The 14,587-nt window shown below is 71.1% G+C and carries 11 protein-coding genes and 1 pseudogene; 6 read left to right on the top strand and 6 right to left on the bottom strand.

All coding sequences use genetic code 11. The features are described 5' to 3' along the window. The first annotated feature begins 22 nt into the window (after positions 1–22). Entirely contained in the window at positions 23–1,447 is a 1,425-nt protein-coding gene (locus tag OHA72_RS59490; RefSeq protein WP_327004909.1) for an MFS transporter, read from the top strand. A gap of 55 nt (positions 1,448–1,502) precedes the next feature. On the opposite strand, the gene OHA72_RS59485 is transcribed toward OHA72_RS59490, so the two are convergent. Then, positions 1,503–2,309: a LamG-like jellyroll fold domain-containing protein gene (locus OHA72_RS59485; RefSeq protein WP_327004908.1), complete on the bottom strand. Its 807-nt coding sequence runs from the start codon at positions 2,307–2,309 to the stop codon at positions 1,503–1,505. A gap of 177 nt (positions 2,310–2,486) precedes the next feature. Between OHA72_RS59485 and OHA72_RS59480 the strand changes: the two genes are divergently transcribed. From OHA72_RS59480 to OHA72_RS59460, 5 genes and pseudogenes are all read left to right on the top strand, one after another. Then, on the top strand, positions 2,487–3,569 hold the full coding sequence (locus OHA72_RS59480) for a hypothetical protein (protein WP_327004907.1): 1,083 nt from the start codon (positions 2,487–2,489) through the stop codon (positions 3,567–3,569). 80 nt (positions 3,570–3,649) lie between these two features. Continuing rightward, on the top strand, positions 3,650–4,846 hold the full coding sequence (locus tag OHA72_RS59475) for an ROK family protein (RefSeq protein WP_327004906.1): 1,197 nt from the start codon (positions 3,650–3,652) through the stop codon (positions 4,844–4,846). 169 nt (positions 4,847–5,015) lie between these two features. Beyond that, positions 5,016–6,428, top strand: a complete 1,413-nt coding sequence (locus tag OHA72_RS59470) for a ricin-type beta-trefoil lectin domain protein (protein ID WP_327004905.1) — start codon at positions 5,016–5,018, stop codon at positions 6,426–6,428. Positions 6,429–6,584: 156 nt separating this feature from the next. Further along, positions 6,585–7,334, top strand: coding sequence for a hypothetical protein (locus OHA72_RS59465; protein WP_327004904.1), 750 nt, complete (start codon positions 6,585–6,587; stop codon positions 7,332–7,334). 1,365 nt (positions 7,335–8,699) lie between these two features. Further along, a pseudogene (locus OHA72_RS59460) lies at positions 8,700–9,092 on the top strand (cobaltochelatase subunit CobN); the annotation flags it as partial. A 719-nt stretch (positions 9,093–9,811) separates the two neighbouring features. Here OHA72_RS59460 and OHA72_RS59455 read toward each other — a convergent pair. The 5 genes from OHA72_RS59455 to OHA72_RS59435 form a co-directional block, all read right to left on the bottom strand. Beyond that, on the bottom strand, positions 9,812–10,291 hold the full coding sequence (locus OHA72_RS59455) for a hypothetical protein (protein WP_327004903.1): 480 nt from the start codon (positions 10,289–10,291) through the stop codon (positions 9,812–9,814). Between the two features lie 20 nt (positions 10,292–10,311). Beyond that, positions 10,312–10,551 (bottom strand): hypothetical protein, encoded by a 240-nt coding sequence (locus OHA72_RS59450; protein WP_327004902.1) that lies wholly within the window; start codon positions 10,549–10,551, stop codon positions 10,312–10,314. 184 nt (positions 10,552–10,735) lie between these two features. Continuing rightward, on the bottom strand, positions 10,736–11,560 hold the full coding sequence (locus tag OHA72_RS59445; protein ID WP_327004901.1) for a PHP domain-containing protein: 825 nt from the start codon (positions 11,558–11,560) through the stop codon (positions 10,736–10,738). Between the two features lie 12 nt (positions 11,561–11,572). Then, positions 11,573–12,313, bottom strand: coding sequence for a cobalt-precorrin-6A reductase (locus OHA72_RS59440; RefSeq protein ID WP_327004900.1), 741 nt, complete (start codon positions 12,311–12,313; stop codon positions 11,573–11,575). Positions 12,314–12,394: 81 nt separating this feature from the next. Next, positions 12,395–14,572 carry a pectate lyase-like domain-containing protein gene (locus tag OHA72_RS59435; protein WP_327011887.1) on the bottom strand — a complete coding sequence of 726 codons (2,178 nt, stop codon included), beginning with the start codon at positions 14,570–14,572 and terminating at the stop codon, positions 12,395–12,397. Positions 14,573–14,587 lie beyond the last annotated feature (15 nt).

Raw genomic sequence — 14,587 nt, 5'->3', positions numbered from 1 at the left:
GTACCGCGTCCGGGGGAAACCGATGACACGCGCACTCACCCTCAGCCCGCCACCCGTCGCGACCACGCCGAGGAAGGCCGGCCGGTTCACCTTCGTCGCGCTCGCCGCCGCGGCGGCGTCGTTCTCCATGCTCCAGTCGCTGGTCAGCCCGGTGCTGCCGACGATTCAGCGGGACCTCTCCACCAGCCAGAGCACGGTCACCTGGGTCCTGACCGCCTGGCTGCTCTCCGCCGCCGTCGCCACGCCGATCATGGGGCGTATCGGCGACATGCACGGCAAACGCCGCACGCTGCTCGTCGCGCTCGCCGCCATCGCGGCCGGGTGCGTGATCGCCGCCGTCGCGCCGAACGTCGGGGTCCTCATCGTCGGGCGGGTGGTGCAGGGGCTCGGCGGCGCCGTGTTCCCGATCGCGTTCGGCATCCTCCGCGACGAGCTGCCACCGGCCAGGGTGCCATCCGCGATCGGCGGGCTGTCCGCGGTGATCGCGGTCGGCGGTGGCCTCGGCGTGGTCCTCGCCGGGCCGATCGTCGACGCGCTGGACTGGCGGGCGCTGTTCTGGATTCCGACCCTGGTCGTGGCGGCCACCTTCGCACTGACGCTGCGGTTCGTGGTCGAGTCGCCCACGCGGGCCCCTCAGGAGCGCCGTCGGATCAACTGGCTGGCCGGGGCGCTGCTGTCCGGGTGGCTGGTCGCCCTGATCCTGCCACTGAGCAAGGCACCCGCCTGGGGGTGGACCTCGGCGCGGGTCGTCGTGCCGCTCCTGGCCGCTGTCGTGCTCATCGTCGCGTGGGTACTGGTGGAGCTTCGCTCCGCCGAGCCGCTCATCGACATGCAGATGATGCGTCTGCCGGCGGTCTGGACGACGAACCTGGTCGCACTGCTGTTCGGCGCGGGAATGTTCGCCACCTACGCGTTCCTGCCGCAGTTCCTGCAGACGCCGCGCTCGACGGGGTACGGGTTCGGCACCACGGTCACCGGTGCCGGGCTGGCGATGCTGCCGATGCTGGTCACGATGGCCGTGGCCGGATTCGTGAGCGGGCCGCTGACCGTGTACGTGCCGACGAAGGTCCAGCTGCTGCTCGGCACGATGACCGCGGCGCTGTCCTGCGGCGGGCTCACCCTGTTCCACGCCGCGTACTGGCAGGTCGCCGTCGCGACCGGGGTGTTCGGCATCGGGCTCGGCCTCACGTTCACCGCGATGGTGAACCTCATCGTGCACACCGTCCCGGCGGGCCAGACCGCCGTGGCCAGCGGCATGAACGCCAACATCCGCACCATCGGCGGCTCCCTCGGCGCGGCGGTGGCCAGCGCGGTCATCACCGCCCACGAGACCCCGGCGGGCCTGCCCCTGGAGTCGGGGTACACGTACGCCTTCGCGGTGCTGACCGCGATGCTCGCGGCGGCCATGGTCATCGCGATCTTCGTGCCCCGCGCCCGGCGCGGCTGAGACGCGGCGACGCAGGGGTGCCCTCGGGCACCCCTGCGTCGGTGTTTGCGTGGACTCAGCCGCGGGCGATCCAGACGTCGTCGAGGGTCCCGTGGAACTGGTCGTTGTCCTTGCCGTTGCCCTTGCCGCCGATGCTGAGCGGCACGGTGTTGACGACCGACAGCTCCGCCGGCAGGGCGGCCGTGCCGCGCACGGCGTCGTCGACGAGCATGGTCAGCGTGGTGCCGGCCCGGCGGCACTCGAGGCGGTGCCAGGCACCGTCGGAGACCGAGACGTCCGACATCGCCACGTGGATCGCGTGGACCGCGGCGTCGGCGAACACGCAGCTCGGGTGGCCCGCCGCGCCGTCGATCTGCAGCTTGTACTGGCTGCCCGACGCGGAGTACCCCTTCTGCACGATGTTCTGGCCGGAGCCGGTGTCCTTCTTGGTCAGGCGCACCGTCGCGCCGTACCGCACGGGGCCGGTGCCCGGGTTGAGCTCGGGGGCGTCGGGCGCCTGCAGCACCGCGTGCGGGCACTTCCTGCCCGCGCAGCGGGCCGGGAAGTCCGCCGCCCGGCCGCCTGTGGACATCCCGGGGCGATCGGCGAGCCGGACCCTGCCGCCGTGCCCGGCCGACGAGGTGAGCGTGTGCCCGTGCCCGGAGTCGTCGGTGACGGTCGCGCCGTCGGCACCGTTGGCCGCGGCGTCGAAGGTGTACCGGGCGACGATCACCGGCGCGGCGACCTCGACCGGCTCGGCGGCGGGCCGGCTTGCCGCCGCGGATCCGGCCGCGGCGGCGGACGCGGGGCCGGCGCCACCGAGCGCGCTGAGTGCGACGCCGAGCGCCGCGGCGGCCAGGATCGCCGGCCGGATGGACCTCATCCGGCCGCCATGCATGTTCCCCCATGTCTTCATGCCCGAAATGTGTCATATTCGGGCCGTAACCTCCGCGCATTTCCCCCAACGTGTCGGGCGCAATCCGTAACCGAACGGTTGACGCATAGTCACCCAAGCCGGATGTCCGGAAACGACCGTCACAGGTCTGGAAGACTTGGTGACATGCGGTGGGCGGCGGGGGCGGCGGCGGTGCTGGTCCTCTGCGCGCTCCTGCCGGCTCCGGTCGCGGCCCACGCGCTCGCGCCGACGCAGGTGTCCGCGGCGCCGACCGAGGTCTGCCGGATCACCGACCCCGCCGTGACCGAGGTGTCGGGCCTTGCCGTCACCGCCACCGGCTACCTGGTGGAGAACGACAGCAATCCCGACCCCGCCAAGACCCGGGTGTTCACGCTGGACAAGGCGTGCAAGGTGACCGGCAGCGTGCAGTATCCACGCACCGCCCGCGACCCCGAGGACCTCGCCGTGGACCGCAAGGGCACCGTGTGGGTGGCCGACATCGGCGACAACGGCCCGATGACCGGCGGCTCCGGCACCCGGCGCAGCACGGTCGCGCTGTGGACCATGGCGGCCGGCTCGAAGAGCCTGAAGATCCATCGCCTGGTGTATCCCGACGGGGTGCCGCGCGACGCCGAGGCGCTGCTCATCGACGGGCAGGGGCGGCCGGTGATCGTCACCAAGGACCCCAACGGCGAGGTGTTCCGCCTCGACACGCCGCTGCCGACGGACAACACCGAGGGCGCCGCACTGACCAAGGTCGGCGCGTTCGAGCCGCGGCGCACCGGCACGTCCAACCCGTGGGGCTTCCTCGGCGTCGCCTGGGTCACCGGCGCGGCCGTGTCGGCCGACGGGACGCGGGCCGTGGTGCGCACCTACGCCGACGCGTACGAGTTCGAGGTCACCGGCGGCGACGTCGCCAAGGCGATCACGTCCGGGAAGCCGACGGTCACGCCGCTGCCGGACGAGCCGCAGGGTGAGGCGATCGCCTACACCGCCGACGCGACCGGGCTGCTGACCGTGTCCGACCAGAACGGCCCGGCCGTGATCCTGAAGTACGCCAGCGGCCTGAAGGTGACGCCGCCCAGCAGCGCCGCACCGTCGGCGGCACGGGCGCAGACCCAGGCCGCGGCGGCACCGCCGAAGGAGCCGGCCCGGCCGGCGGCGAGGGCTCCGCTGCTGCTCGGCGCGTTCTCCGTGGTCGCGTTGATGCTGGTCGCGGCCGTGGCGAGACGCGCCAGGCGGCGATAAGCACCCACGGTGTCGACGCGGGAACGCTCACATGACACGATTCACCGACACAGGCAGGGTCGGGGGAGGGGTTCGCGGCGGTGGTGCGCATCGAGGTCGAGCGGGCCACAACCCGTGACATGCGCCGGCGCAACCGGTCGACACTGCTGTCGGAGCTGTTCTTCCGCGGGCCGCTGAGCAGGCACGACCTCAGCCGCATCACCGGCCTGAGCGCGGCGACCGCCAGCAGCGTCACCGCCGAGCTGCTGCAGGAGGGCCTCATCATCGAGGCCGGGCAGATCGACTCCGACGGCGGCCGGCCGCGGGTGCTGCTGCGGGTCAACCCGGACTTCGGCCGCCTCGTCGGCGCCGACGTCGGCGAGACCGGCGTCAAGGTCGAGCTGTTCGACCTGTCGATGACCCGGCTCGCCACCGTCGACGAGCCGCTGCCGTCGTCACGGCCCGACCCAGAGGCGGTCGCGGGGCAGCTCCTCGCCGGCATCCGCGAGGTGCTCGGCGGTACCGACGCGGCCGACGTGATCGGCATCGGCATCGGGGTGCCCGGCACCGTCGAGCAGTCCGACCCCGTGCGGGTGCACGCCCCGACCATCGGCTGGCGCGGGATCTCCCTCGACGGGCTGCTGCGCGAGGGTGGCATGACCGCGCCGCTGTTCGTGGAGAACGGCGCGAAGTCCCTCGGCCAGGCCGAGATGTGGTTCGGCGCCGGCCGTGGCGCGGCCAACGCCGTGATCGTCCTGGTCGGCTCCGGGGTCGGCGCCGCCGTGATCACCAACGGCACGCTGTACCGGGGCGCGAGCAGCAGCGCCGGCGAGTGGGGCCACACCACGGTCGTCTACGGCGGCCGGCAGTGCCGGTGCGGCGCCCGCGGCTGCCTTGAGGCGTATGTCGGTGCCGAGGGGATTCTCGACCGGTACCTGCAGGTCGACCCGACCCTGGTGCGCAGCGCCGACGAGCTCGCGGACGTCGCGGCGCTCATCGCGGCCGGCACGCCTGAGGCCGACGGCATCCTGGCCGAGACCGCCGGGATGCTCGGCGCCGGCATCGGCAACCTGGTCAACCTGTTCAACCCGGAGCGGGTCGTGCTCGGCGGCTGGGCGGGCCTCGCGCTCGGCGCGAAGCTCCTGCCGCAGATCCGGGCCGCGGCCGGCGAGCAGGCGCTGGAGCACCCGTTCGGACAGGTGTCGATCGAGCTGTGCGAGCTCGGCCCGGACGCGGTCGCCTTCGGCGCCGCGACCCTGCCGATGGCGGAGCTGCTCCGCCGGGCGTCGCGACCGTGACTCGCTGTCGCTGACATCGGGCGGCCGCGGCGGCGGACCCTAACGGTTCCTTAAGCGTGCCTCTTTTTTCGGGCTTCTTCATTGACTCGAAAAAAGGGTGGTCATAGCCTGCCCTCTATCTGGAAGGGCAGCTAACAGATCGCCCTCTCCCTCCCGAAAGGCTCGCCCCATGAGCAGCCCCCGCCTCCGTCGCTCCCTTCTTGCCGCGGCGGCCGCCGTCGCGGTGCTCGGCACGGTGACCGTCGTCGCGATGAACACCGCCTCCGCCGCGACCACCGGCCCGATCACCGGCATCGGCGGCAAGTGCATCGACGTCGCCGCCGCAAGCACCGCCAACGGCACGAAGATCCAGCTCTACACCTGTAACGGCACCGCCGCCCAGCGCATCACGTTCGGCGACGACGGCACGCTGCGCGTCCTGGGCAAGTGCCTGGACGTGGCCGCGGCCGGCACCGCCAACGGCACCAAGGTCCAGCTGTGGGACTGCAACGGCACCGTCGCCCAGCGGTGGACGTACAGCGCGGCGAAGGACCTCACCAACCCGAACGCCGGCAAGTGCCTCGACGCGACCGGCCAGAGCTCCGCCGACGGCACCCAGCTGCAGATCTGGGCGTGCGGCGGCACCGCCAACCAGAAGTGGACGATCGGCGGCGGCACCACGCCCCCGACCTCCAACCCGCCGACGTCGAACCCGCCGACGTCCAACCCCGCCATGGGCGCCGCGCCGTACGCGTACCTCGGCTGGGGCAACCTCCCCGACCCGCGCACGATCATGACCGCGACCGGCGTCAAGTGGTTCACCATGGCGTTCATCCTGTCCAACGGCGCCTGTGACCCGCTCTGGGACGGCTACCGGCCACTGCTCGGCGGGCAGGACCAGACCGTCATCAACAACATCCGCGGGGCCGGCGGCAACGTCGCCGTCTCCTTCGGCGGCGCCTCCGGGCCGTGGCTGGAGCAGACCTGCAGCAGCGCCTCGACGCTCGCCGCCGCGTACCAGAAGGTCATCAACGCCTACGGCCTCAAGGCGATCGACATCGACATCGAAGGCAGCGTCTACAACAACGCGACGCTGCAGCAGCGCACCATCGACGCGCTGAAGACGATCAAGGCCAACAACCCGGGCGTCGCCGTGTACGTCACCTTCCCGAGCGACCGCAACGGCCCCGACGCCACCATGATCAACCGGGCGGCCGCCTCCGGGCTGACCGTCGACGCTTGGACCATCATGCCCTTCGACTTCGGCGCCGCCGGCCAGAACATGGGCGCGCTGACCATCCAGGCCGCCGAAGGGCTGAAGAACACGATCAAGAACGGCTACGGGTACACCGACGACCAGGCCTACCGGCACGCCGGCATCTCCTCGATGAACGGCATCACCGACGTCGGCGAGACGGTCACCGTGGCCGACTTCCGCACCATGCTGGCCTACGCCCAGCAGCACCACCTCGCCCGGTTCACGTTCTGGTCGGCCAACCGTGACCGCCCGTGCAACGGCGGCGGCACCGGCGACGACACCTGCAGCGGCGTCTCCCAGAACGCGTGGGACTTCACCAGGATCATCGCCCAGTACCAGGGCTGAACCACCACGGACGGGTGCCCCGGAACGCGGACGGCCGGGGCACCCCTCGTCCTGTCATACATCGGACGGCCGGTGGGGCGGAGATCCAGCTGTACCAGCGAAAATCGGCGACAACAGATGCCTGGGCTCTCGCGCAGGGTTGTCACCATGGTCCGCATGAAAACTCTGGCAGGCGGTTGGACCCTCGTGGGCGGGGGCGTGCTGCTCGGGCTCGGCAGCAGCCTCGCGCTCGCGATCGCCGGCCCGAGCCGGTTCGACCCGGCGCGGTCGTGCAGGTACCGCTTCGACGTCGACCGCACCTTCACGGCCCACGAGCAGCAGTTCCCGCCCCACACGACCTGCGTCCGCGACGACGGCCAGGCGTTCGAGTACCTCTCGTCCGGCACCACCCTCGTCGGCGCGGTCCTGCTGGCCGTGGCGGCGCTGTCGCTGCTGGCGGGCGTCGCGCTGCTGGCGGTGACGTGGCTGCGCCGCGACGCCCTGCCCGAGCCGCCCCCTGCCGGGTCCCGGCAGCTGCACCTGTGGCTCGCCCTGCTGCTCGGCCTCACCGTCAGCGTCGCCGTGACCGGGGTCTTCGTCGCGCTGTACATCTTCCTCGGCGTGTTCGCGGCCGCCTTCGTCGTGGTGCCGGCCCTCCTCGGCGCCACGATGCTCGCCGCCCTCTTCGACAAGGCCGCCGGCCCGAACGGTGCCGGCCGCCGCCGGCGCGCCACGACGGTGGCCGTGCTCGGCGGTGCCGGCGCGATCGCCGTGGAGTGGGTGGCCCTCGCGACCGACGTGCTGCCGCTGGGGGACTGGCGGCTGCTGAGCATCCCGCTCGCCACCGCCCTGTGCGCCGTGGTCGTCGCCGCCCAACATGTGCTCGCGCCCGCCCCGCACCCGGTGGCGGCAGGTCCCGGCCGCTGACGCGCGTGGATCACTCGGCGTGTGGTGCCGTTCACTTCTGGTCATGGCGCTGGACGGGCGGGTGCGCAGCCTCGAAAATGGAGGGGTAGCGCCTACCGGGGGAGGCGGGGCGTGCCACGACCGTACTTTTCTTTGGACGCACCGGATTCCGGGTCGACCGCGGATGTCGTGTCGATCGACTGGGAGGCTCGTTTCGCCGCGCGGCAAGCCGAGTGGCAGCGCCGGCACGGCGAGAAGCTGCGGGTCCGCGCGGAGTTCGCCGAGGCGCGGGCACATGGGCTGGCGGCTCGCCATGCGACGAAGCTTGCCCGGCTGCGGACCGCTCGGTTGCTGGCCGAGGTGGGACCTGGACCGTCGTCGTCGCCCCTGCCGTCGTCGCCGCGGCAGCCGTCGCCCCTGCCGTCGTCGCCGCGGCAGCCGTCGCGACGGCCGCCGTTGCCGCCAGGGCCATCGTCACTGCCACCACGGCCGTCGCGGTCGTCGGCGAGCGACGAGGCCCGTTGTTCCGGATGGGATGTCACGTCCGGCCGCCCAGGGGTCGCCGCGCCGACAACCTCATCGGTGCCTGTTGCCCCTTGGCCTGCACGCTCGGCACTCCCGCCGGTGCCTGCTTGTCCGGCGTCCGTTACCTCGGCAACGGCTGACTTTCCAGTGCCGTCGGTGCCTGCTCGTCCTGCGCTGTCATCGGTGCGTGCTTGTCCGGGGACAACTGGTTCGGCTCGGTCGGTGATCCCTGCCCGTCCGGCGGTGGCTGGTTCGGCGACCCTGCCGGCGCCCGGTCGTCCCGCAACGCCGGCGGCACCTGCTCGCCCGGACGCGGCTGGCCTGGACGCGGCTGGTCCGGACATTGCTCGTCTGGCGGCCGTTCGCGTCAATGCTGTTCGTCTGGTGGTTGTTCGTGTGGCCTACCCGGCGGCCGATCGTGTGAGCTCGGCTCGTCCGGTGGACGGCCATCCTGGTGCGGAGACGGTTGCTGGGGTCGGTGTGGCAATGCCCGGCGACGACTGGCATACCGCTCCCGTGCCGGGCGCCGACGGAGTTTCAACTTGCGCGCCGCTTGAACGGCGCCCTCGGCGACAAACGGCGCGCGCCGGCTGCGGCACTTCGCCGACGGTGTCGGTGTGTGTTCCGAGAGCTGAGGTCGGCAGGCCGGCGTTGCGACTGGCACGGGCGCCAGCGGCGCGGGCCGCGTCGGTCCGGGTGCGCGGCGCGTGCATCCTGCTGTCGGCGCAGACCGGTCGCGGTGTCCTGCGCGCCCAGCTCTGGTCGATTCAGGGTCTGGTCGGCGCAGGGGCTGCTTGCGTGCTCCGCCGGGTGGGTCGGTCAGCGCCGGTACCACCTCTGGACTGCTGGGTCTCCCGGGCGCCGACGGCGGTACGCACCCGCACGCTGAGCGAGGAGACCGCCCGCGTCTTCCGCGCCCGCGTGGTCAACCCCCGCTGGCTCGCCGCGATGCGCCGCCACGGCTACAAGGGCGCCTTCGAGCTCGCCGCCACCGTCGACTACCTGTTCGGCTTCGACGCCACCGCCGGCGTGGTCGCGGACTGGATGTACGAGAAGCTCGCCGAGGCCTACGTCTTTGACCCCGAGAACCGCAAGTTCCTCGACGAGTCCAACCCGTGGGCCCTGCACGGCATCACCGAACGCCTCCTGGAAGCCGCCGACCGCAACCTCTAGGAGCACCCCGAGCAGTCCACCCTGGACGCCCTGCGCCAGGTGTACCTCGAAACCGAAGGCGACCTCGAAGGCTCTCCCTAGCATCGGCCAGCACAGACTTTGACCACGGCGCTTCTCCGTGTGGCACAGAACCCGCGTCAGAACCGTTCCGCACCGGACGACCGTCACCGTCCGTCCGTCTTCTCGTCACGCCGAAAACCCACCGCCAGCCCTCCGACGAACCCCATGAATGCCGCGTGGACCTCGCTCGGCGGGACGTAACCCTTGACAAAGATCGGAGCCAGGTTTCCTGCCGCCCAAACGAAACTCACAACACCGATCAAAACGGACCGCATACGGTTCGACATGCTCTCGCTCGTTCCTCACACATTCGCAGGTTGTGGACGCACTTCATCCGCGCCAATCGGTGACTGCAGACGGGCATGGTCTTCCTGCACCACTCGATCGCGGCGCCGTCAGGGATGCAGGTTGCCCGCCGAGGCAGGTCTTGCGTTCGTAGATGCAACATCGCCCGCTGATCAAGCTGGACGTGGCGGCTACTCCTCAGGGACGAAGCTCACTGTCGCGCCCCTGACAACAGAGTCGCACCAACTGGCGGTGACGCTGTCGGGATGCCGATGCCCGTTGTGTCGGCAAAGGGCATGGTGCTGCGCGGCGCACGTCGTGGTCGGACTTGATGGCCTTCGCGACTGGGATCGGACCGAGAACCCTGGAGCGGTCCGGACCAACGTGGGGCAGTGACCCACTCGGAGGCCGGGATCACGACATTTGGAACCGACGGCGCTGCGACGACCGGCTGTTCAGCGCCGGTGCCACCGGTGGAACTGCTGGGTTTCCTGGTAGCCGGCGCCGGTCACGGCTTCGATGACGGACCACAGGAAGTCCTCGTCGGGACCCCAGGACGGCACCTCGACGGATTCCTCGACGGGCAGCGGGGTCCCGGTGTCGACGACCGGTTCGCCGTCGACGAACACCAGCTCCCGCACCACCTCGCCGTCTGCGAAGAGGGTGAACGCGTAGCTGCTGGTGACGCTGGAGAACACGACGGTCAGCGCGGTGCCGGGCGGATCGCAGGCGGGGGCGAGCTCCATCGACGGGTCCCAGACCTGCGCCCAGCCGCCGGCCTCCGCCGCGAACAGCACCCCGTCGGCGAGGCCGCTGGTCGCTTCGTCCGCGCCGACGGGGGCGTCACCGGGGTCCTGTGTCGCGGGGGCCAGCACGGCGACGGCGTCGGCGGCGGAGACGTCCCGAACGAACAGTGCCGATGTGTTCCAACCCATCCGACGACTCTATGCGCCTGTCAAGCCTGCTTGTAGGTGAACCGGTAGTGCCCGTCGACGACGGAGCAACTGCCGGAGCTGACCTTGGCCTTCGCGACGATCGCGTAGGTGCCCGGCTTGGCGTAGGTGTGGCTGCCGATGATCGTCTGCCCGGCCTGCCCGCCGACGATGCTCGTGCTGGTTGCCGGCGTCCCGTCGGCCCAGTTGATGGAGAAATCGAATTTGCATGATGATGCGTTACCGGACCAGACGGCCGCCACGTCAACGGCCGGATCGCTGCTTTCGCAGTCCTCCGCCTGCTTGTAGGCCAGGACGCAGTGGCGACTCTGGCCGGGCCGGCGCGGCCAGTACAGCGCAGCGCTGCGGCGGAACGTATCGGCCTATCCGCCATTTCGCTCATCGCCATGACGCCATTGGGAACCGGGCGTCCCCGTCCGTATGTGCTCAGAGAAGCCAGTGGTCGTGGGGGTGGCGGCCGGGGCGGAAGCCGGCCGACTCGACCATCGCGGCGGCGTCGGCGAAGCCCGTGGCGACCAGGTCGGGGCGGTGGGCGTCGCTGCCGAAGCAGATCGCGCGGCCGCCCTCCTGGCGCCACCAGTGGACGAACTCGGGCTCGGGGCCGCGGCGGGTGTTGACCTCCAGGGCACGGCCCGTGCCGGCGAGGGCGCGCAGGACGGCCCGGATCTCCTCCTCGAAGTCGGTGATGGCGAAGGTGGCGCCGGCGGGGAGGTAGCGGACCGGGTAGTCGAGGTGGGTCAGGGCCGAGAAGGCGTCGCAGGCGTGGATCATGCGGATCGCCTCGGCGAAGTACTCGCGCAGCACGGTGGGGACGCCGCGCACGACGAACTCGTCCTCGACCAGGCGGTGGCGGCCGGCGACGGCCAGGGAGTGCAGCGAGCCGATGACGCGCTCGAACGGGGCCGCGCCGAGCAGGGCGGCGGTCTCGGCGGCGAACCAGTGCGGCTCGCCCAGTTCGACGCCGGTGATGATGCGCAGCGACGGGAACCTGGAGCGGCAGCGGTCGATCGCCGCCAGGTACCCGGTGACGTCCAGCGGCGGCGGGACGAGGTGCACGTCGTCGGTGATGTGCTGGCGCAGGCGGTCCGGCAGGGTGTCGGGGGTGACCTGCCACGTCACGAAGTCGGTGTGTTCGGTGAACGCGATCGCCGGCAGCCCGAGCTCGACGGCCCGCGCGCAGGAGCCCTCCATGTCCCCGGTGGCGGTGTCCCAGGAGAACTCGGTGTGCGTGTGCAGGTCCGCGGGCAGCATGCGGCGATCGTGTCAGCCGCCGCCCGGGACACCGGAGAGCCCTCGCAGGAATGTGACGGCCTCCTCGACGCCCGCAACGACCGGCACGCCCGGGGTGACAGGTGGCCGGTCGACCATGAGGACCGGCACGCCGAGCCGGCGGGCGGCGGTGAGTTTCGCGGCGGTCATGTCGCCGCCACTGTCCTTGGTGACGAGCAGTTGGATGGTGTACGACCGCAGCAGCGCCGTTTCCCCGTCGACGGTGAACGGGCCGCGGTCGAGCAGCGACTCCAGCCGCGGCGGATGCGGCGGCTCGACGGGGTCGACGCTGCGGACCAGGAACCAGCGGTCCGCCAGGTCCGCGAACGCGCCCAGCCCTTGCCGTCCCGTGGTCAGGAACACCCGGTCATACGGGGACGCCGCGATGAACGCCGCCGCCGAGGACAGCGACGGCACCCGGTGCCACACGTCGCCGGGTGCGGCGGTCCAGCCCGGGCGGCGCAGCACCAGCAGGGGTACCCCACACGCCGCCGCCGACGCACTGATCCTCGCCGCGAACGGGTGGGTCGCGTCGACCACCACGTCGACCGCCTCGCCGCGGACATACGCGGCCAGCCCCTCGGGGCCGCCGAACCCGCCGACCCGGACCTCACCCGGCGGCAGCGCCGGGTCGGCGACGCGGCCCGCGAGCGAACTGATCACGCGGAAACCGGTGAGCGCCGCCGCGAGCCGCCGGGCCTCACCGGTGCCGCCGAGGATGAGCACCGTCCGCACCAGCAGACGATGTCACGAACGGCCGCCGGCCGGACGACCGGACCGGCGACAGGCAGCGTCGCCGGTCCGGTCGGCGCGGAACTACGGGCCGCTGACCAGGTTGGTCACCTGGTGTCCGCTGTTGACTGCGGCTCCGGTGTTGTTGATGACGTGGGAGATGGTGCCGGTGCCGCCGAGGGAGACGGTGACCATGTTGTGGAACTTGACGTTGGGGGTGACGGGGACTTCGAAGGAGTGGCCGAGCACGACGCTGGGGTTGGTGTTGAAGTAGCAGTAGCTGCCCAGGCCCCACGCTTCGTGGCTGGTGACGTTCGCGCCGACCTTGTAGGCGGCCCAGCCCTGTGCGCCGCCGCCGCTGGTCCAGCTGGCTTGGTTGGGCACGTCGTAGGGGATTTCGTTCTGGTAGAAGTAGGTGCGGCCGCCGTTGCCGTTCCAGATGGTCTGGTATTGCTGGTAGTGCTCGACGAAGAGGCCGTACATGGTGACGTTGTTGCCGTTGACGACGAGGCCGTTGGCGGCGGTGTTGGTGTTCCAGCCGACGGTGCCGCCGTTGCCGTGATCGGCGCGCCAGATCCACATGTGGTCGCCGATCACGTCGTTGCTGTTGACCCGCAGGGACACGGTGGCTTTGCCGGCGATGGAGCCGCCGATGCGGAAGAACACGTCGTGCAGCGAGGTGGGGTTCGCGGCGTGGGAGGCCGACGAGCCGGACGGTCCGACCTCCATCAGGACCTGCGAGTTGGTGGTGCCGGCGTCGAAGAGGATGCCGGCGACCTTGACGCCGTCGACGTCGGCGACGCTCATCGCGGTGACGCCGTTGTCCGGCACGATCGTGGCCAGGCCCAGGCCGAGCACGACGGTGTTCGCGCGGGTGATGCGGATGGTGTCGTTGACGTGGTACACGCCGGGGGTGAACAGCAGGTTCTGCCCGGCGGCGAGGGCGGCGTTGATCGACGCGGCGGTCGCGCCGGCCTTCACGATGAAGAACTGGCTGATCGGCAGGCTCGACCCGGCGGTGGTGCCGGTCGACCAGCTGCTGCCGGAGGAGTTGGTGCGCAACGCGGGGACGAACACCTGGTAGGCGCCGGCGTTGTCGACGTACAGGAACGGCTTCTCCCGCACTACCGGGGTGCTGCCGATGGTGGTGTACGGCGGGCTCGGGAAGCTGTTGGCGGGTGCGCCGCTGGTGCCGACGAAGACCTGGTTCCAGTTGGAGCCGTTCCACGAGCCGATCTGCGAGTTGCGGGTGATCCACTGCTGCTGGCTACCCGACTGGATCTGCCCGTCGATCTTGCTGTCGGAGATCCAGCCACCCGAGGACCAGCCGCCGTCGGACAGGGCGAGGTTGCCACGCACGTGCATGCGCCGGTACGGCGCCGCCTGCGACACCGCCCACCGGTCCAGGCCGCCGGACGGGGTCACCGACAGGTTCTCCGCCGAACGCCAGAAGTTCTGCGTCGCGTTCTGCGAACCGTCCGGCCACCAGTCCGCCTCGGCGTGCACCGCACCGTTGATGACCACCGAGTCAGGCGACATGCCGAGACCGGCGACCTGGGTGAAGAACCCCACGTTCGCGTTCACGTTGTACGTCCCCGGCTTGAACAACAACGCAAACCGCGCATTGCCGAACTGGTTCTGCACCTGCTGGTTGAACACCGTGTTCAACCGGCTCTGAATCGTCGAGGCCGACATCGACGGATCGAACACCGACACGTTCGGACCCAGGTCCGGATTGTTCGGGTTGTTCGGCGGGGTGCTCGTCGGCGGGTTGCTGGTCGGGTTCGTGGTGCCTCCCGGAAGCGTCCACTGCTGGTTGGCGCTCGCGAAACAGTCCCACAGCTGGAGCTTGGTGCCGTCGGCGGAGCTGGGTCCGGTGGCGTCCAGGCACTTGCCGAGCGAGCGCAGCGTGCCGTCGCTCTGCTTCGACCACTGCTGTGCGCCGGAGCCGTTGCAGTCCCAGATCTGGATCTTCGTGCCGTTCGCGGTGCTGGCGGCGTTGACGTCGAGGCACTTGCCGAGGGCGCGGATGGTGCCGTCGTCGCCGACGGTCCACTGCTGCGCGCCGGTGCCGTTGCAGGTGTACAGCTGGACCTGGGTGCCGTTGGCACTGCTGGCGGCAGCGACGTCGACGCACTTGCCGCCGTAGCCGGTGATCTGGCCGGTGGCGGCGGCCGAGGCCGTAGTCATGGCGACCACGGTGGTGCCGGTGACAGCGAGGACGATCGCGCCGAGCGCCAGCCCGAGCCGGCGTCTGGAAATGGGGGTCACGGGGGT

Origin of the sequence: Dactylosporangium sp. NBC_01737 (genome assembly GCF_035963215.1) — a bacterium.
GTDB lineage: Bacteria > Actinomycetota > Actinomycetes > Mycobacteriales > Micromonosporaceae > Dactylosporangium.
The sequence above is the reverse complement of the archived record's forward strand: the minus strand, read 5'-3'. Positions and strand labels throughout refer to the sequence as shown.